The sequence below is a fragment of the Flavobacterium resistens genome (assembly GCF_900182645.1).
Lineage (GTDB): Bacteria > Bacteroidota > Bacteroidia > Flavobacteriales > Flavobacteriaceae > Flavobacterium > Flavobacterium resistens.
Genome location: NZ_FXTA01000003.1, coordinates 515,417 through 533,730, shown reverse-complemented (window position 1 = coordinate 533,730; position 18,314 = coordinate 515,417). Strand labels below are relative to the sequence as shown.

Here is an 18,314-nt window from a genome sequence, read left to right as displayed (position 1 = left end):
TATGGAATTTTTTTGGTACGTAGTTTTAATGGGAATTTTGGCTGTTTATCTGGTTTTAGACGGCTATGATTTTGGAGCAGGAATTATTCATTTATTTTTTGCCGATACTGAAAGAGATAAAAAAGTAATTACAAATTCAATTGGTCCATTTTGGGATGCTAATGAAGTTTGGTTGATTGCAGCCGGAGGAGTTTTATTCTTTGCTTTTCCGACATTATATGCATCTTCTTTCAGCGGATTTTATCTGCCTTTGATTATGATTTTGTGGCTTCTGATTTTCCGCGCGATCGGATTGGAAATGCGCGGACAAGTGCATAATCATATGTGGGAAGCGATTTGGGATAAAGCATTCGGAATTGCGAGTTTGCTTTTGGCGCTTTTCTTCGGAATTGCTTTAGGAAATATTGTTCGCGGAGTAAACCTCGGAATGGTTCAAAATGGCGTTTCGACACAAGAACCTCATTTTTTCTTTCTGCCTTTGTGGAATCCAACTTTTAGTCCGCAAGCTAATGAATTGGGAATTATTGATTGGTTTACGCTTTTCCTGGGAATTGTAAGTGTTGTCGCTTTAACGATTCATGGTGCGAACTGGATTATTTATAAAACGAATTCTTCGTTGAATCCAAAACTTAAAAATGTAGTTTTTAAACTGAACTTTGTTTTGCTTGTTTTGGTTTTTATTTCTCTGGGAATTTGGCATTTTATTGAGCCAAAACCATTTCATAATTTTATTGAAAATCCGATTCTTTGGTTTTTTCCTCTAATGACATTCGTTGGAATTGCTGGATTATTTAAAGTCCGTTCTTTCAAAAAAGACGGTCACGGATTTATTTTCTCAACCTTATTTCTACTTGGTGGATTTGCTTCAACAGCGGTTTCAATTTTTCCGAATGTCTTGCCTTCGACTAATAATGTAAATCCGTCGTTAACGATTTACAACACTGCCGCTCATGAATATGGATTGAATGCTGGATTGAGCTGGTTTTTTGTGGCTTTGTTTCTCGTGATTGTTTATTTTATTATTCAATATCGTGTTTTTAGTGGAAAAATGGATGATGTTGGGTATGGGGAACATTGATTTTTTTAGCCACGAATTCACGAATTATACTAATTGCCTCCAGTTTTAACTGGAGGTTTTTGTTTTATTTTGAATTGTACTTTAGCCAAAAACGTAAAGTTTGGCTAAAGTCTTTTATTTATATAGATTTGTTTATCTCCAGTTTTAGCTGGAGGCAATTGACAAAAAATCAAAATATATGTTTTTTAGAAAAAGACTTCTTTCGGAAGGAGATTTTGCGGCGAAATTTGCTAAGCAATTAATTAAAAATAATAAAGGTTTAAAAATTATTTCAATAAATGAGCTTGAGGTTAAAAGTGAATTTAATGAAGGTGAACATCAGCATTTTTTAAATAATGCTTATTCAGAATATGTAAATGATCCAAAATTTATTAAAAGGATTATCGAAAAATATGTGAATGGTTTGTCTTCAATGTTTTTACCAAAAGAACTTCTAGATGCGGAAAAAATTTTACCAGTTATTAAGGATAGAAGATTTATAAAAAGTTTAGAAGATATAAATGCTGATTTTGAAAAGAATCATATTTATGAATTTTATAATGAGGAATTAATTGTTTTTTATGTTGAAGACAGAGAGAATTCAATTCATTATCTTTCGAAAGATGATTTAGAAGAAATTAATTTCTCAATTGATAATTTAAGAAGAAAAGCAATTGAAAATCTTTCAAATAATTTCGAAATGAAGCGCCATGGAGAAAATGGATATTTTATGTTGACAGTTGGAGGAAATTATGAGTCAAGTTTAATTTTACTTGATATATGGAATCATGAAAATTTTTTGGTAGATGGTAGTTTTGTTATCGGAATTCCGTCGAGAGATTTGTTGTTAATTACAGGAAGTAAAGATTCTGAAAATTTACATCGCCTTTATGATTCGGTGCAAAATATAAATGAAACAGGAGATCATATTGTTTCAGATAAAATTTTCGAGTTTAAAAATGGAAAATTTGAAGTTTTGCAATTATAGTTGAATGAAAAACTTCAATTTACTCAAGTCTGCGTTAGGGATAGAAGCGGTATCCTTTTTCTTGCTTCTTTAACAAGGAAAAGATATAGCGGATAGCCTGTTCGTCGCGGCGAAAACGCCCATAAAACAAATTAGATTATTTCGGAAAATTATAAATTCATGAAAACCAAAATACTTTCTTTCTTCTTTTTCTTATTTGGCTGTATTAAAGTTTCTGCCTGTGATTGTGATACGCCAAAAACAATTTTAGAATTTTATTCTTCAAAATATGTATTTAAAGGAATAATTACTTCTAAAATCTTTAGCAAGGATTCTGCAACTTATACGATCAAGTTTAAAGTAATTGAGAGTTATAAAAAAGGTAAAATTCCGAAAGAATTGTCTTTTACATCTTATTATAAGAAAGAAAATGCGAGATGGAGTTCTTGTTATACAGAGGAATATCAATATCAGGAATGGTTGGTTTTTGCTCAAGAAAATAATGGAAAGCTAGGTTTTAGTAGTATGTGTTCTAACTCGGAATTTATTGGAGGAAGAGGGATTGATGCATATACGCAAAAAATTCTAGACAGCGGAAATCGTTTTAATTTGCAGGATTACATATATAATGATAACGTTGATGTGCGAAGTGAATTTAATTACACTAAGCCCATAACTGATATAGATTCGGTTTTTAGAAATGGAAAGGTTAAAGATTATGAAAAAACATATGCAGTACTGGCATTGTATATAGATGAAAAAGGAAAATTGATTTCGATTTTTACAGGATTGGATATGGATTATTCGGAACCGGATTTTGTAAATGATCCTGTTTTTGGATTAATGAAGAGTTTTAGTGTGAAAAGTAAGCGACCACTAAATGAGTTTGAAATAGAGGCTATCCATTTATTTAGTCAGGTTAAAGACTGGGAACAAAAAAAACATGTAACAACTAAAGTTCCTGTAAAATACATTCGCTATGTGCGTGTGGAGTTTGATAAGGAAAATAAAAAATGGAAATATGATCTTTAAATAGTGAAAGAAACCTTTTTTAGTTTCACCTTTGTCAAAGTATAAAACTTTGACAAAGATTACTTTTACAAGTGAACTAAATTGAAAATATTTAAAAATCTACACAAATTTGTTGAGTCTGTGTGATGCTGTAAATTCTAGAATAAAACCTCTTTTGTAATAATATAAAATCCCATTACGAGAACAAACCAGCCAAAAAGCGGTTTTAATTTTGCTCCGTCAATTTTTTTAGAAAGCTGGCTTCCAATTAACATTCCGATTAATGCCATTGCAGAAACGCTTAATAAGAAAGTATAATTAATTGGTGTTCCAATGTATAAATCACCTGCAAAACCTATTGAGGAATTTATTGTGATAATTAAGAGAGAAGTTCCAACGGCTTGTTTCATTGGTAATTTGGCAAAAAACAATAATGCCGGAATAATTAAGAATCCACCGCCAGCGCCAAGAAATCCCGTTACAATTCCGACAATAAAACCAATTAAACTTAATTGTGGATAATTTGTTTCGGTACTTTTAAGTTCAGGTTGAGGTTTTTGAATCATCGAAATGGCTGCCGTTATCATCAAAATTGAAAAGACAATCATAATCAGAAAATCTTTCGAAACCGAATAAGAAGCGATTGAAAACAGGGTAGAAGCAATCTGCGGAAAAATAACTTCGCGAATAATTAAAATGGAAATCACAGAAGGAATTGCAAAATACAGCGCCGATTTTAGTTTCAAATTCCCCATTTTATAATGGCTATAACTTCCGGAAAGTGCTGTCATTCCAACAATAAATAAAGAATAAGAAGTAGCCTGTTCTGGATTTACTTTAAACAAATACACTAAAATTGGAATAGTCAAAATGGAACCGCCACCACCAATTAGTCCCAGCGAAATCCCGATTATGATTGAAGCAAAATAGCCTAAATATTCCATTGCATTTATTTTGATGCAAAGTTGCTTCGGAAATTAGAAACCTACAGTAACATTTATCACAGAAGAATCTTTTTTTTGGCCTACGGATTTTACAGATTAAAGAGGTTTGTACCGATTTTAAATTAATTTAAGCTTGTCACATTGAGCGGAGTCGAAATGCTTGCGGGCTTCGACTTCGCTCAGCCTGACACACTTTTAATAATTAATCTGTGGCAATCTATTTAATCAGTATAATCTGTGGTCAATATCATTTCAGTAATTCAATCTGATTTCGGTTGAGTTTGACCAAACCTCTTTGTTCCATTTTTTTTAATAATCGGGAAACGACTTCTCGGGAAGTATTCAATTCGGTTGCGATTTCCTGATGTGAAAGTTTAACCTCAGCACAGCCGCAAGCATCAGAATGTCTTTTTAAATAAAATTCCAAACGTTCATCCATCGATCGAAAAGCAATATTGTCGACTACTTCTAAGACTTCTTCAAAACGGCTTCTGTAGGTTTCAATTACAAATTCATACCAAGAGCGGTGTTCCATCATCCATTTATCCATCAATTGTAGCGGAATCATCATGACAGTCACATCTTCAACAACTTTGGCCATAATTTGGCTTTTTTCGCTTTTGGCAGTACAAATCATCGAAATGGCACAGGCTTGTCCAGGCTGTAAATAATACATCAAAAATTCGCCTCCATCTTCACCTTCGCGGTAAATTTTGATTTTTCCTTTTAGAATCAAAACGGTATTTTTAATGTATTGGCCGGTGCGCATTAAAATGGTTCCGGCTTCAAAACTTTGCTCAGTTCCGTTTTCTTCAATAGTAGCGACAAGTTCGCTGGAAAAATTTGGAAAGTTGTTTTTTATGGAGTGCTGCATTGTAACGTTTTTTTGCCACTAATTTTACAGATTTATATCAATTACTTCGTGAGAATTTGTCAAATGTGTAGCGAGTAATTTTATCAAAATCGGATTAAAAATTGTAATTCTTTACAAAGATAATAGATTCGGCTGGCATTGTTTGTCGGAAAATTATAAATAAGATGCATTTTGTGTAAATGAATAAATCCTATTTTCTATCGATTTTGTAGAGTGAATTTTTAAAAATAGTAAGTAAATTTGTAAATCACTGATTATAATCCTTTCTCTAAAACGTTTTCTGAGAATAATAATCGAAATCGCATTTGGTACGTTTTTAATTAATAGAAACGTCGTAATTTTACAAAAACACATATTACTATGAATTTATCACAAGAAGATTGGGTTGCTCAGTTAAACGCTGACGAAAATGCAGTTATACTTGATGTAAGAACTGAGGACGAATTTAATGATGGCTATATTGAAAATGCTTTAAACATTGATATCAATAAAGGTCAGGCTTTTATTTATGAAATTGAAGAATTAGATAAAAACAAAAATTATTATGTGTATTGCCGCTCTGGCGCCAGAAGTGCAAAAGCATGCCAAATCATGAATGAATTAGGTATCAATAATGCCTATAATTTACTTGGTGGTATACTAGACTGGGAAGGCGACACCATACAACCATAAAAGGAAGAAGAGGCGCATAAAAGCCTCTTTTTTTGTTTTAAAATGCTATTAATAACCAAACTATAAATTACCAGATTATGAGTTTTATACCCGAAGAATATCAGATTAAAAACCTGATAAATCAAGATACCTATCTTGTAAATGGAGAATTGAAAAAATGGACAGGGCAAACAACACCAGTATTTTCGACGATTTCATCAACTGAAAAATACACTCCAACATTATTAGGATCGATTCCTTTCATGGCTGAAAAAGAAGCTGCCGAAGTAGTAGAAGCTGCAAATGCTGCTTATGACAAAGGACAAGGTTTATGGCCAACTATGAAAGTAGCTGACCGTATTAAATGTATGGAGAATTTTGTCAAGCAAATGAAAGAAACCCGTGAAGAAGTGGTGAAACTTTTAATGTGGGAAATTGGAAAAAACCTTGGCGATTCGCAAAAAGAATTTGACAGAACGGTTGAGTATATTTATGATACGATTGCCAGTTATAAAGAATTAAACGGACGTAGTTCGCATTTTGAAAAAGTACAAGGTGTAAACGCAATGATTCGCCGCGGACCTCTTGGAGTTGTTTTGTGTCTTGGACCATACAACTATCCGTTAAACGAAACTTTTTCATTATTGATTCCGGCGTTGATTATGGGTAATGCTGTAATCTTCAAACCTGCAAAACATGGGGTTTTATGTATTTCGCCTTTATTAGAAGCTTTTAAAAGCAGTTTTCCAAAAGGTGTTATCAATATCGTTTACGGACGCGGAAGAGAAGTAGCTTCGCCAATTATGAAATCGGGAAAAATTGATGTTTTGGCATTAATTGGAAACAGTAAATCGGCGATTGCTTTACAGGATCAACATCCAAATAAAAACAGACTTCGTTTGATTTTAGGTTTGGAAGCCAAAAATCCAGCAATTATTCTTCCAGATGCCGATTTAGATTTGGCTATTCAGGAATGTATCGCGGGAACTTTATCTTTTAACGGTCAACGTTGTACAGCTTTAAAAGTCCTATATGTTCACGAATCAATCAGAGAAGAATTCAACAAACGTTTCGCTGAAAAAGTAGACAGTTTAGGATTTGGAAATCCTTGGGATAAAGGAGCTTCATTAACGCCACTTCCCGAAACAGACAAACCAGCTTACATTCAAGGATTAATTGATGATGCAAAACATAAAGGTGCAAGCATTATCAATGAAAAAGGAGGAAAACATACAGAAAATTTCATTTTTCCAGCCGTTTTATATCCGGTAAATAAAGAAATGAGAGTATATCATGAAGAACAATTTGGTCCAGTGGTTCCAATTATTTCTTTTAAAGATATCAATGAACCTCTTGAAGATATGGCCGAATCAAATTATGGTCAGCAAGTGAGTTTGTTTGGAAAAGATATTAAAACTTTGGCACCACTTATTGATGCTTTGGTGAATTTAGTTTGCAGAGTTAATTTAAACAGTTCATGTCAAAGAGGACCAGATGCGTTCCCATTTACAGGACGTAAAGATTCTGCTGTAGGAACATTAAGTATTCCAGATGCTTTGCGTTCTTTTTCAATACGTACGTTTGTAGCTTCAAAAGATATCGATTACAACAATGAAATTTTGCAGGAATTGCTGAACAGCAAAGAATCAAACTTCATTAATACCGATTATATTTTGTAGTCATCAGAGTTATATATTAATTGTAGGTTCCGTCTTTTTCTTTTTTGAAAAAGACGGTTTTTTTTTGAAAGGTACTGAGGGACTAAGGTTCTGAGGTGCTAAGGTTTAATTCTTTTCGATCAATCTGATAAACCTGAAACCTATAACTTGTAACTTTAAAATTTTATAACGCTATTGTAACAATAAGTTAAAAATATCCACTAATATTATAGCGAATTAAAATCATCAAAATCTTAAAACATTTATGAGAAAAAAATCATTGCAATTATTATTGATTGCTTTGGCATTTTTTGCGCAAAACAGCTTTGCGCAGGAACTTTACATGCCTAGAAATATAAAAGAAGCTTACGCAAAAGGTACGCGTTCAATGGACGGAAAACCTGGTAAAAACTATTGGCAAAATCACGGAAAATATACAATGGAAATTACCGTTGACGCCAAAACAAAAATAGTAAGCGGAACAGAAACGATTGAATATACAAATAACAGCAACGATACATTGAAAAACTTGCCAATTCGATTTGTGAATAACCTTCATAAACCATCTTCGCCAAGAAGCGGTGTCGTTAGCCAAGATTTTTTAAGTGACGGATTAACAATTACTTCATTAAAAATTGCTGGCGAAGTTTACAAAGAAGACGGCAGAAAATGGGGAACAGTTGGAGTGGTAAGAATGAAAAAACCTATTCCGCCTCATTCCACAACAACTATTAATATTGACTGGAATTATCCTTTGTCAAAAGAAAGCGGGAGAGAAGGACAAATTGATGAAACTACATTTTTTGTAGCTTACAGTTATCCGCGTGTTTCTGTTTTTGATGATTACAACAAATGGGACAGATTGCCGCATACAGACCGTCAGGAGTTTTATAATGATTTTAATGATTATACTTATTCTGTAAAAGCACCAAAAAATTATGTGGTGTATGCGACTGGAGATTTACTGAATCCAGATGAGGTTTTACAACCAGAATTTGCTGCTCGTTTGAAAAAATCATATGTTTCAGATGAAATTTTGCACATTGCAAATGAGCAAGAAATGAAATCTGGATTAGTTACAAAACAAAACGACTGGAATGTCTGGAAATTTGAGGCTAAGCACATTTCAGATGTTTGTTTTGGTTTAAGCGATCATTATTTATGGGATGCTAGCAGTGTTGTAGTTGACAAAAAAACAAACAGACGTGCAAGTGTTCAGGCTGCGTATGATGTAAAAGGAACTGATTTTGTGGCTTCGGTAAAAAATAATCAATATGCTTTAGATTTCTTTTCGAACAATTGGCCGGGAGTTCCATACCCATTTTCTAAGATGACAGCTTTTCAGGGATTTGCTGATATGGAATATCCAATGATGTGTAACGATTCACAAATGGGTGATCCTAAATTTGCACAATTAGTTCAGGATCATGAAGTAGCACATACTTATTTTCCTTTTTACATGGGAATCAACGAAACGCGTTATGCTTTTATGGATGAAGGTTGGGCAACAACTTTTGAATATTTGATTGGAATTGCGGAACACGGAAAAGAAGCAGCTGATAAATTCTATAAAGAATTTAGAGTAAAAAACTATATTAATGATGCGTCAACAGAAGAAGATCAGCCAATTATTTCAATGTCATCTCAGGTATCTGATGCAGGTTACGGAAATAATTCTTATGGAAAAGCTTCTCTTTCTTATATTGCTTTGAAAGATTTGCTTGGTGATGATTTATTCAAAAAAGCATTGCATGCGTATATGGATAATTGGAACGGAAAACATCCAATTCCATGGGATTATTTCAATTCAATTAATTCGGCAACAGGAAAAAATCTGAATTGGTTCTTTAACAATTGGTTTTTCACTAATAATTATATTGACCTTTCGGTTAAGAATGTGGACAAAAATAAAGTTTCAATTGAAAACGTAGGAGGTTTTGCCGTTCCGTTTGATTTAGTAGTGGTTTATACTGATAATTCAGCTGAAACTGTACATCAAACACCAGCTGTTTGGGAGAAAAATCAAAAATCAGCAGTAATTTCTCTTAAAAGCAAGAAAGAAATTAAACAGATTACTATTGATGGTGGTATTTTTATGGATGCATCGCCAACAAATAATTTTTGGTTGAATAAACAATAATAAAAGAAGAAATGTCTGGAGAAAAAGACCTTCAAAAGTTACTTAAAACAATGAAACCCAAACATAAATTGGGTGACTATGTTTTTTGCAAAGTAGAAAAACTAGAAGGATTGGATTTAAATGAAATTGATATGATTTTTAGAGAGGAAGAAGCCATAACGCTGATTTTGAAAGAAGAAATTGCATCAAAATTAAATCTGGATTATTCGATTGTAATGTCTTGGATTACACTTACTGTACATTCTTCACTAGAAGCTGTTGGTTTGACTGCCGCTTTTTCTAAAGCGCTTACAGAACATAATATAAGCTGTAATGTAGTTGCCGCATTTTATCACGATCATATTTTTGTTGATAAAAAGGATACGGAAAAAGCAATGAAAATTCTAAAATCATTTTCAAATCAGGAATAAATTTTTATTTCATTTTTAAAATATTCATATAAAACTGCTTCATTTTTGAAGCAGTTTTTTTATGCTAATTATTGTGGAAAACCGTAATTGTTTGAATAATTAATTAACTAAGTTTGCGGAAACTTTAAAAAACAAACCCCAAACCAATGAAAAATTATTCTATTCTTGTTTTTATGCTCTTTTCAATAAAAAATATGGCGCAAACGGATGCTAAAATCAAGTTTCAGAAAAATAAATACGATCTGGCTGTTTCCTATTATAAAAAAGCAGATTTCAAAAATGCACTAGATTTATTTTCTATTGCATCTAAACTTAAACCAGAAAATGAATTGGGCAAAGAGTCTATAAAAAAGGTAGATGCTTTAAAGACTATTTTGCGGGATGAAGCTTTAAGTCATATTGTTGGTACTTGGAAAATGACAGGAGACAAACCTACTTGGGTACAGACAGACAATATTGAAAAAAATGAAATCGAGGAAATAGTTGAAATAAGCGAAGAAAAGATTTTGTTTTATGAAATGGATAAAAAAACGCAAATCAAAAAAATGATTAAAGCGGAAGATTTAAAATATTACAACAAAGACGCATCTGATGCTGCATTTTCAGATATTATTCTTTCTGACGGAACAATCTGGAGTTGTTTGTTAAATAAAGAAACAAATGTGTTGCGTGTCATTAATGTTGCTAAAAAAACAGAAACTGGAGTTGAAAAAATTACGAGCGATAATGAAGAAGCGTTTTTTGTCAAAATAAAATAATAAAAAGGGAATCTAATTTGATTCCCTTTTTTATGCTCGCTAATTTAAGTTTTTATAAGAATTTAAATCCGACCGAAAAATTCGAAATTCCTGTTTTAATACTTCTTCCAGAAGGATCAAGATCGGTTAATCCGGCAAGATATCTGTAATCTACGGTGAATCGCCATAAATCAACTCCAACTCCGCCTAAGAAACTACTGTTATTTCGTTCAAAAGCAATATAATTCAGATTGTTGTTGGCCTTAATATCAGAGAAGTTTTTCCAGTTGTAGCCAATAAAAAGCCTAACATTTCCTAGTTTTCCTAATGGTACAAGTTTTAAACCAGCAATTAGGGTAGCGTCCGTTCCGCCCAACTCATACTCGGTTTCCCCAATTCCTGTTTGTGAAACAGTAAACTTAGATTGGGAATAGCCAAATTCGCCCTGAGCATAAAAAAGAGCCAGATTTACTCGGGCAAAACCGGCGAAACCATAATCAGTTCCTGCACTTTTTGAGCTGAAATTATCAGTAATGACAGAGGTAATATTGGTTGAAAACTGGGGGCCAAATTGTATAAACTGTGCAAATCCATTCGCACAAATACATAAGAATGTCGCAAGAAAGAATTTTTTCATAACCGGTTTTATTTATTTTGATCCCATAAATTTACTTATATTTAATTTAAATGGAATGATTTTTCTGATTTATTTTGAGTTATCTTTTTGATAATGAGGCTTATGTTGTTTTGTGCTGTTTGGAAGAATAAAAAATAATAAATGCTGTAAATTTGACAAAAGACTAAATATTTTTTAAAATGAAAATTGCAGCAATTGAGCCTTCGCAAACTTGGCAAATTCGCCATAAAGTAATGTGGCCAGATCAGCCTTTTGAATTTGTTCAATTAAAGGAAGATGAAGGTGGATTTCATTTTGGTGCTTTTGAAGATGAGAAATTGGTTTCTATTGTTTCTTGTTTTTTTTCTGAAGATGAAATGCAGTTCAGAAAACTTGCAACTCTGGAAGAATTTCAAGGAAAAGGAATCGCTTCAGAATTACTAAAGCATATATTTAAGCTGGCCAAAGAGAGAAATATAGCTAAAATCTGGTGTAATGCACGTACAAATAAAAAGTCATTTTACGAAAAATTCGGAATGATCGATACACAAAAAACTTTCTCTAAAGAAGGCCAGGAATTTACTATTATGGAAATTTTGCTGTAGAAAATTGGATCCAAATTGAGGAATAAAATATAGATTGTCAAATATTTGTGTTTTTATTAATTTACGGGAGCTTCTTTTTGATTTTTCAAACAAACAAGACCTTCAAATTTCAATTGACTGCAATTTTGATATAAAACCATCAGTTTAATTATGGAATAAATAGCGAAAAAAAATGAAAACGTTTTCGTTTATTACCGACATGTTAAGACTTTCTTATTTTATTTTTTTTATTGTAATCTTTTATTACTTTCGCACCGAAATGAGAAAGTTAATAGTATTTTTAGTATTCATGAATTTGCTTCTGCTAGGCGGAGGCCAAAATCTTAATGCAAGTACTTTTGGATTTTCTCACCATCATACCTTTGAAAAAAAGCACCGTGTAAAATTCACTAATCAGGAAAGAGGCACTTCAGTTATTGAAGATGCAGCAGATGTTGATTTGGAAGAAGATTTACTTGGAAGTGATGATGTCAATGATGGACTTACAACGAAACTTTTTGCAGTTAATTACAGTTTACTTGATAACTGGTATTTATCTTTTTCAGATCAATCTGCAACAAATGAATCAAATCGTTTTAAAATTTATGCGCCCTTTCTTGCGCATTCAAATCCTATTTACATTACTCAGAGAGTATTAAGAATTTGATTTACCAATATACATCGGTTACCTCAGCTGTAATCCTACAATCTTGTTGATGTATATTTTTTTTCTACCTCTTCTTGTTGAAAGTGAGATTATGAGTTACTGGTGCCTGATGCATTTTTTCATCTAAAGGAATCATTGTATTCCAAGCATTCAATCGCTTAATTTCCAAACTAAATCATGAAAAGAATTATTTTGTTCACAGGCTTAATTGCCTTTGTGTGCCTAACTAGTTGTACAACTAAAAAAGAAGAAAAAGAAGAAGTGGAAACTTTTACGGTAACAAATCCGGTAAAAATTGATACTTCATTTACTAAAGAATATGTTTCGCAGATTAAATCTGTACGAAATATCGAAATCCGCGCTCAGGAAAAAGGGTTTTTGCAAAACATTTATGTTGACGAAGGACAGTTTGTAAAAGCGGGTCAATTGCTATTCAGAATTATGCCGAATATGTATCAGGCAGAATTGCTAAAAGCGCAAGCAGAACAAAAATCAACTGAAATTGAATTGCAGAATGCTAAACTTTTAGCAGATAAAAACATCGTTTCTAAAAACGAATTGAGTGTTGCCCAGGCTAAACTGCAATCAGCAAAAGCTGAGGTTTCATTAGCAAAACTTCATTTATCATTCACAGAAATCAGAGCTCCGTTTGACGGAACAATTGACCGTATTCCATTAAAACTAGGAAGTCTTATTGACGAAGGCGAATTATTAACAAGCCTTTCAGACAATAGTCAAATGTTTGCTTACTTCAATGTTACTGAGCCAGAATATCTTCAGTATCAAACTGATGTTCAGGACCGTGCAGAAACTAAAGTAAACTTGGTTTTAGCTAACGGCGAAACCTTCAAACATAAAGGAAATGTTGAAGTAATTGAAAGTGAATTTAACAATGAAACAGGAAATATCGCTTTTAGAGCAAGATTCCCAAACACTGAAAAATTACTTAGAAATGGCGAAACTGGACAAGTTCAAATGTATTTGCCTCTTAAAAATGCTATTGTAATTCCACAAAAAGCGACTTACGAAATTCAGGACAAAAAGTATGTTTTTATTGTTGATAAGAACAATAAAGTTACTTCAAGAGAAATTACAATTACAGGTGAAGTTCCTGATTTGTATGTTGTAAAAAGCGGACTTTCTGAAAATGATAAAATTTTGCTTGAAGGCGTTCAGAAAGTAAAAGAAAACGACAAAATTAAATATGAATACCAAGCTCCTCAAGAGGTAATGAAACATTTGCGCGTAAAAGCAGAATAAGGATTTTGTTTGAAAGTTTCAAGTTTCATGAAACTTGAAACCTGAAACCTGAAACAATTTTAAACTTTCAGTTAGTTTAATCATTAAAAAAATATAAAATGTTTAATAAATTTATACAAAGACCTGTTCTGTCGATAGTAATATCGCTGATTATTGTCTTTTTGGGAGTACTGTCGGTATTGAATTTGCCAATTACACAGTTCCCAACAATTTCACCACCGATGGTAAATATTACCGCTGATTATCCAGGATCTAACGGTGAATTGATGATTAAGGCAGTTGTTATTCCGTTGGAAAGAGCCTTGAATGGAGTTCCTGGAATGAAATACATGGCTTCTGATGCTGGTAACGATGGTGAAGCGACAATTAAAGTTGTTTTTAACTTAGGTACTGATCCAAATCAGGCTGCAATTAACGTGCAGAACCGTGTGGCTTCGGTAACAAATAAACTTCCGCCTTTAGTAATTAGAGAAGGTATCAAAATTACAAGAGAGGTACCGAGTATGTTGATGTACGTGAACCTTTACAGTACAGACAAAAATACCGATATGAAATTCTTGTACAATTACGCTGATATCAACGTACTTTCAGAATTAAAAAGGGTAAACGGTATTGGTTCTGGAGATATCTTAGGAACACGTGAATATGCAATGCGTATTTGGTTGAAACCAGATCGTATGCTAGCTTATAAAATCTCGGCTGATGAGGTAATGGAAGCATTATCAAGTCAGAGTTTAGAGGCTTCTCCAGGTAAAACAGGAGAAAGTTCTGGTAAACGTTCTCAGGCATTTGAGTACGTATTGAAATATTCTGGGCGTTTTACTACAAAAGAGCAATATGAGAATATTGTAGTAAAATCGAATGGGAATGGAGAGCTTTTGCGTTTGAAAGATATTGCAAAAGTTGAATTTGGAAGTTCGATGTATGATATCTATTCAAATTTGAATGGAAGACCTTCAGCGGCAATTGTATTGAAACAATCTTTCGGAAGTAACGCGAATCAGGTTATTGAGGAGGTAAAAGCGAAATTGGAAAAAATCAAACAAAAATTTCCTAAAGGAATGGATTATGAGATTTCGTATGACGTTTCTAAGTTCCTTGATGCTTCTATCGAAAAAGTAATTCATACGCTTGTTGAAGCTTTTATTTTGGTAGGTTTAGTAGTATTCCTTTTCTTGGGTGACTGGCGATCTACAGTTATTCCGGCAATTGCGGTTCCGGTATCGTTGGTTGGAACTTTTGTGTTCATGACATTCTTCGATATTTCGTTGAACTTAATTACATTATTTGCTTTAGTATTGGCAATTGGGGTCGTGGTCGATGATGCGATTGTGGTTATCGAGGCCGTTCACGCCAAGATGGAAGAAGAGCATCTGTCGCCATTTAAGGCAACGAAAAAAGCAATGCATGAAATTGCTGGAGCGATTGTAGCGATTACATTCCTTATGGCAGCGGTATTTATTCCGGTTGCTTTTATGTCTGGTCCCGTTGGAGTATTTTACCGACAGTTCTCAGTAACAATGGCAACTGCTATTATACTTTCAGGTGTTGTGGCATTAACATTGACGCCAGCACTTTGTGCAATGATGTTGAAAAACAATCACGGACAACCTAAAAAGAAAACTCCTGCAAACAGATTTATTGATGCTTTCAACGAAAAATTCAATTTAGCACAAGGCAGATACCAAAATGTATTAGCAAAAATTGTTGACAGAAGAGTAGTGACATTTGTTGCTTTAATTGGTTTCTGTATCGGAACATGGGGAATTAGTAGCACTGTTCCTTCTGGATTTATTCCGAATGAGGATCAGGGAATGTTTTATGCTGTTATTCAGACGCCTCCGGGTTCATCATTAGAAAGAACTAATAATATTGCAGAAAGAGTTCAAAAAATTGCTGAGGAAATTGACGGAGTAAAATCTGTTTCTTCATTAGCGGGATATGAAATTTTATCTGAAGGTACTGGTGCAAACTCAGGAACTTGTTTGGTCAATCTTAAGGATTGGAGCGATAGAAAAGAGTCTGTTGTTGAGATTATGAAGCAAATGGAAGAAAAATGTAAAGATATTGCAGGTGCGAATATCGAATTCTTCCAACCGCCAGCTGTACCTGGATATGGTGCTGCAGGAGGGTTTGAGCTTCGTTTATTAGATAAAACAGGTTCTGGTGATTACAAAAGAATGGAGAAGGTAAACAATGATTTTGTTGCCGAATTAAACAAGCAACCAGAATTATCAAATGTATTCAGTTTTTATAGCTCGAGTTTCCCTCAATATATGATGAGAGTCGACAATGATTTGGCACAGCAAAAAGGTGTTTCTATCGAAAATGCGATGAATACTTTGTCAACTCTTGTGGGTAGTAACTACGAAATCAGTTTTATTAAATTCGGAATCAACTATAAAGTAATCGTTCAGGCTTCACCAGAATATCGTGCACAGCCAGATGATATCTTGAAATTGTATGTGAAAAACGACCGTGATGAAATGGTGCCTTATTCTGCTTTTATGAGATTAGAAAAAGTGTACGGACTTTCAGAAATCACACGTCATAATATGTACACCTCAACACAAATTAGTGGTTCTCCGGCTGCAGGTTATAGTTCAGGTACAGCAATTAAAGTAATTCAGCAAATAGCAGAGAAAAAATTACCAAGAGGATATGACATTGACTGGGCAGGTATTTCTGCTGATGAGGTGGCTCAAGGTAATCAGGCAATTTGGGTATTCTTAATCTGTTTAGGATTTGTTTACTTGGTATTAGCAGCGCAATATGAAAGTTTCATTCTTCCATTATCAGTAATTCTTTCGTTGCCAGCGGGTATTTTTGGGGCTTTCCTTTTATTGAAATTCACAGGATTAGAAAACAATATCTATGCTCAGGTTGCCATGGTAATGCTTATTGGTTTATTAGGTAAAAATGCCGTATTGATTGTAGAGTTTGCTATTCAGCGACACGCTGCAGGAAAATCAGTTCTCGATGCAGCTATGGAAGGAGCAAAAGCGAGGTTCCGTCCTATCTTGATGACTTCGTTTGCATTTATTGCTGGTTTGCTTCCACTTGCATTTGCAACTGGTCCAGGTAAAATTGGTAACAGAACTATTGGTACTGCTGCTGCAGGAGGTATGCTTATTGGAACTATTTGTGGGGTATTCCTAATTCCGGGATTGTATTACATTTTCGGACGAATTGCCGAGAAATACAAATTGGTTAAACATGAAGAAGAAAACCCATTAACTGAAGAAATTGACAACAATCATGTATAATAAAGTGAAAATATATAAATATAGCGTTGCATTAGGCTTGTGTCTTGCTGTAGTAGGGTGTAAAGCTCCTGCGCCAGACACTGCAACTGCCAGTGCGCCGGTTCCGGAATCATTTAGTGCTGCTGCCACTCAGGATACAATCAATACTGCAGCTGTAAAATGGAATGAGTTCTTTAAGGATCAAAACCTTATTGATTTGATTGATGTGGCCCTGAAAAACAATCAGGAGTTAAACATGACGCTGCAGGAAATCGAAATTGCTAAGAATGACATTAGAGTTCGCAAAGGACTTTTATTGCCGCAAGTTGGTGTTCGTGCCGGAGCTGGAGTAGAAAAAGTAGGAAGGTATACCAGCCAAGGTGCTGGTGATGCCACTACTGAAATCAAACCTGGCGTTGAAACTCCAGATCCGCTTGGAGATTTTACGATTGCAGCTTATGCAAACTGGGAAGTTGATATTTGGAAAAAACTACGCAATTCTAAAAAAGCGGCAGTAAACAGATATTTGGCTACAGTTGAAGGTAAAAACTTTGTAGTGACAAATCTTATTGCTGAAATCGCTGATTCTTATTATGAGTTATTGGCTTTAGATAGTCAGCTTGATATTGTAAAACAAACAATTACTTTGCAAAGTAATGCTTTGGAAATTGTAAAAATTCAAAAGCAAGCTGCAAGAGCAACAGAACTTGGAGTTAAAAAATTCGAGGCTGAAGTATTGACTTCAAAAAGCATGGAGTTTGATATTTTACAGCAAATCAAAGAAACGGAGAATAAAATTAATTTCCTGTTAGGACGTTATCCGCAAGAGATTAAAAGAACTGATACAAAATTCCTGACTTTATTACCAGCGTCTGTAAGTGCTGGAATTCCGTCTCAATTGTTGATGAATCGTCCTGATGTTAAACAGGCAGAATTAGAATTGGTAGCGGCGAAGTTAGATGTAAAAGTAGCGCGCGCAGAATTTTATCCTTCACTTGATATTTCAGCAGCTTTTGGAGTTCAAGCATTTAAGCCATCTTATTTGTTTACGTTTCCAGAATCACTTTTATATTCATTAGCAGGAGATCTTGCTGCTCCATTGATTAACAGAAATGCAATTAAAGCAGAATTTTCAAGCGCAAATGCAAGACAACTTCAGGCATTATACAATTATGATAAAACGATTTTAAACGCTTATTTAGAAGTATCTAATCAGCTTTCTAAAATTGATAATCTGCAAAAGGGTTATGATTTGAAATCACAACAGGTTGACGCATTGAACAAATCAATTGATGTTTCGAATGATTTATTTAAATCGGCAAGAGTAGATTATTTTGAAGTTTTAATGACGCAACGTGACGCATTAGAAGCAAATTTAGAATTGATTGATACTAAAAAAGAACAACTTAACGCTGCGGTTCATGTTTACAGAGACCTAGGCGGAGGTTGGAAGTAGAATGCCCATTTTAATTAGTTATTAGTAGAGGCCTCTC

At 33.8% G+C, this 18,314-nt stretch carries 16 protein-coding genes; 13 read left to right on the top strand and 3 right to left on the bottom strand.

Annotated elements, in window-relative coordinates; all coding sequences use genetic code 11:
- Window position 1 precedes the first annotated feature (1 nt).
- The 3 genes from cydB to FN795_RS13605 all read left to right on the top strand — a co-directional run bounded on the left by cydB (window position 2) and on the right by FN795_RS13605 (window position 3,056).
- Window positions 2–1,078 carry a cytochrome d ubiquinol oxidase subunit II gene (gene cydB / locus FN795_RS13615; protein ID WP_142451105.1) on the top strand — a complete coding sequence of 359 codons (1,077 nt, stop codon included), beginning with the start codon at window positions 2–4 and terminating at the stop codon, window positions 1,076–1,078.
- 178 nt (window positions 1,079–1,256) lie between these two features.
- Window positions 1,257–2,045 (top strand): DUF1444 family protein, encoded by a 789-nt coding sequence (locus FN795_RS13610; protein ID WP_142451104.1) that lies wholly within the window; start codon window positions 1,257–1,259, stop codon window positions 2,043–2,045.
- Between the two features lie 159 nt (window positions 2,046–2,204).
- Window positions 2,205–3,056 carry a hypothetical protein gene (locus FN795_RS13605; RefSeq protein WP_142451103.1) on the top strand — a complete coding sequence of 284 codons (852 nt, stop codon included), beginning with the start codon at window positions 2,205–2,207 and terminating at the stop codon, window positions 3,054–3,056.
- Between the two features lie 137 nt (window positions 3,057–3,193).
- Here FN795_RS13605 and FN795_RS13600 read toward each other — a convergent pair whose 3' ends face one another.
- Window positions 3,194–3,979: a sulfite exporter TauE/SafE family protein gene (locus FN795_RS13600; RefSeq protein WP_142451102.1), complete on the bottom strand. Its 786-nt coding sequence runs from the start codon at window positions 3,977–3,979 to the stop codon at window positions 3,194–3,196.
- A 247-nt stretch (window positions 3,980–4,226) separates the two neighbouring features.
- Window positions 4,227–4,853 (bottom strand): Crp/Fnr family transcriptional regulator, encoded by a 627-nt coding sequence (locus tag FN795_RS13595; protein WP_035647615.1) that lies wholly within the window; start codon window positions 4,851–4,853, stop codon window positions 4,227–4,229.
- 360 nt (window positions 4,854–5,213) lie between these two features.
- Between FN795_RS13595 and FN795_RS13590 the strand changes: the two genes are divergently transcribed.
- From FN795_RS13590 to FN795_RS13570, 5 genes are all read left to right on the top strand, one after another.
- Window positions 5,214–5,525, top strand: a complete 312-nt coding sequence (locus FN795_RS13590) for a rhodanese-like domain-containing protein (RefSeq protein WP_142451101.1) — start codon at window positions 5,214–5,216, stop codon at window positions 5,523–5,525.
- Between the two features lie 77 nt (window positions 5,526–5,602).
- Window positions 5,603–7,183 carry an NADP-dependent glyceraldehyde-3-phosphate dehydrogenase gene (locus FN795_RS13585; protein WP_142451100.1) on the top strand — a complete coding sequence of 527 codons (1,581 nt, stop codon included), beginning with the start codon at window positions 5,603–5,605 and terminating at the stop codon, window positions 7,181–7,183.
- A gap of 244 nt (window positions 7,184–7,427) precedes the next feature.
- The gene (locus tag FN795_RS13580) at window positions 7,428–9,302 is read left to right on the top strand and encodes a M1 family metallopeptidase (protein ID WP_142451099.1); all 1,875 of its coding nucleotides are present in this window, start codon (window positions 7,428–7,430) and stop codon (window positions 9,300–9,302) included.
- Between the two features lie 11 nt (window positions 9,303–9,313).
- Window positions 9,314–9,712, top strand: a complete 399-nt coding sequence (locus FN795_RS13575; protein ID WP_142451098.1) for an ACT domain-containing protein — start codon at window positions 9,314–9,316, stop codon at window positions 9,710–9,712.
- A gap of 146 nt (window positions 9,713–9,858) precedes the next feature.
- The gene (locus tag FN795_RS13570; RefSeq protein WP_142451097.1) at window positions 9,859–10,470 is read left to right on the top strand and encodes a hypothetical protein; all 612 of its coding nucleotides are present in this window, start codon (window positions 9,859–9,861) and stop codon (window positions 10,468–10,470) included.
- A gap of 52 nt (window positions 10,471–10,522) precedes the next feature.
- Here the strand turns inward: FN795_RS13570 and FN795_RS13565 are convergent, their stop codons facing one another.
- Window positions 10,523–11,086 (bottom strand): porin family protein, encoded by a 564-nt coding sequence (locus FN795_RS13565; RefSeq protein ID WP_142451096.1) that lies wholly within the window; start codon window positions 11,084–11,086, stop codon window positions 10,523–10,525.
- 179 nt (window positions 11,087–11,265) lie between these two features.
- On the opposite strand from FN795_RS13565, the gene FN795_RS13560 reads away from it, so the two are divergent.
- The 5 genes from FN795_RS13560 to FN795_RS13540 all read left to right on the top strand — a co-directional run bounded on the left by FN795_RS13560 (window position 11,266) and on the right by FN795_RS13540 (window position 18,277).
- Window positions 11,266–11,670, top strand: a complete 405-nt coding sequence (locus FN795_RS13560) for a GNAT family N-acetyltransferase (RefSeq protein ID WP_142451095.1) — start codon at window positions 11,266–11,268, stop codon at window positions 11,668–11,670.
- 259 nt (window positions 11,671–11,929) lie between these two features.
- Window positions 11,930–12,316 carry a hypothetical protein gene (locus FN795_RS13555; RefSeq protein ID WP_142451094.1) on the top strand — a complete coding sequence of 129 codons (387 nt, stop codon included), beginning with the start codon at window positions 11,930–11,932 and terminating at the stop codon, window positions 12,314–12,316.
- Window positions 12,317–12,493: 177 nt separating this feature from the next.
- The gene (locus FN795_RS13550; RefSeq protein WP_142451093.1) at window positions 12,494–13,576 is read left to right on the top strand and encodes an efflux RND transporter periplasmic adaptor subunit; all 1,083 of its coding nucleotides are present in this window, start codon (window positions 12,494–12,496) and stop codon (window positions 13,574–13,576) included.
- Between the two features lie 98 nt (window positions 13,577–13,674).
- On the top strand, window positions 13,675–16,842 hold the full coding sequence (locus tag FN795_RS13545; RefSeq protein ID WP_142451092.1) for an efflux RND transporter permease subunit: 3,168 nt from the start codon (window positions 13,675–13,677) through the stop codon (window positions 16,840–16,842).
- Entirely contained in the window at window positions 16,835–18,277 is a 1,443-nt protein-coding gene (locus FN795_RS13540) for a TolC family protein (protein ID WP_142451091.1), read from the top strand. The genes FN795_RS13545 and FN795_RS13540 overlap by 8 nt, the downstream gene beginning before the upstream one ends.
- Window positions 18,278–18,314 lie beyond the last annotated feature (37 nt).

Bases quoted from the DNA above. Each gene is read 5' to 3' on its own strand.
- FN795_RS13590 (WP_142451101.1), top strand. From the start codon at position 5,214: ATGAATTTATCACAAGAAGATTGGGTTGCTCAGTTAAACGCTGACGAA.
- cydB (WP_142451105.1), top strand. From the start codon at position 2: ATGGAATTTTTTTGGTACGTAGTTTTAATGGGAATTTTGGCTGTTTAT.
- FN795_RS13580 (WP_142451099.1), top strand. From the start codon at position 7,428: ATGAGAAAAAAATCATTGCAATTATTATTGATTGCTTTGGCATTTTTT.
- FN795_RS13555 (WP_142451094.1), top strand. From the start codon at position 11,930: ATGAGAAAGTTAATAGTATTTTTAGTATTCATGAATTTGCTTCTGCTA.
- FN795_RS13540 (WP_142451091.1), top strand. From the start codon at position 16,835: ATGTATAATAAAGTGAAAATATATAAATATAGCGTTGCATTAGGCTTG.
- FN795_RS13545 (WP_142451092.1), top strand. From the start codon at position 13,675: ATGTTTAATAAATTTATACAAAGACCTGTTCTGTCGATAGTAATATCG.
- FN795_RS13595 (WP_035647615.1), bottom strand. From the start codon at position 4,853: ATGCAGCACTCCATAAAAAACAACTTTCCAAATTTTTCCAGCGAACTT.
- FN795_RS13575 (WP_142451098.1), top strand. From the start codon at position 9,314: ATGTCTGGAGAAAAAGACCTTCAAAAGTTACTTAAAACAATGAAACCC.
- FN795_RS13600 (WP_142451102.1), bottom strand. From the start codon at position 3,979: ATGGAATATTTAGGCTATTTTGCTTCAATCATAATCGGGATTTCGCTG.
- FN795_RS13560 (WP_142451095.1), top strand. From the start codon at position 11,266: ATGAAAATTGCAGCAATTGAGCCTTCGCAAACTTGGCAAATTCGCCAT.
- FN795_RS13610 (WP_142451104.1), top strand. From the start codon at position 1,257: ATGTTTTTTAGAAAAAGACTTCTTTCGGAAGGAGATTTTGCGGCGAAA.
- FN795_RS13605 (WP_142451103.1), top strand. From the start codon at position 2,205: ATGAAAACCAAAATACTTTCTTTCTTCTTTTTCTTATTTGGCTGTATT.
- FN795_RS13585 (WP_142451100.1), top strand. From the start codon at position 5,603: ATGAGTTTTATACCCGAAGAATATCAGATTAAAAACCTGATAAATCAA.
- FN795_RS13550 (WP_142451093.1), top strand. From the start codon at position 12,494: ATGAAAAGAATTATTTTGTTCACAGGCTTAATTGCCTTTGTGTGCCTA.
- FN795_RS13570 (WP_142451097.1), top strand. From the start codon at position 9,859: ATGAAAAATTATTCTATTCTTGTTTTTATGCTCTTTTCAATAAAAAAT.
- FN795_RS13565 (WP_142451096.1), bottom strand. From the start codon at position 11,086: ATGAAAAAATTCTTTCTTGCGACATTCTTATGTATTTGTGCGAATGGA.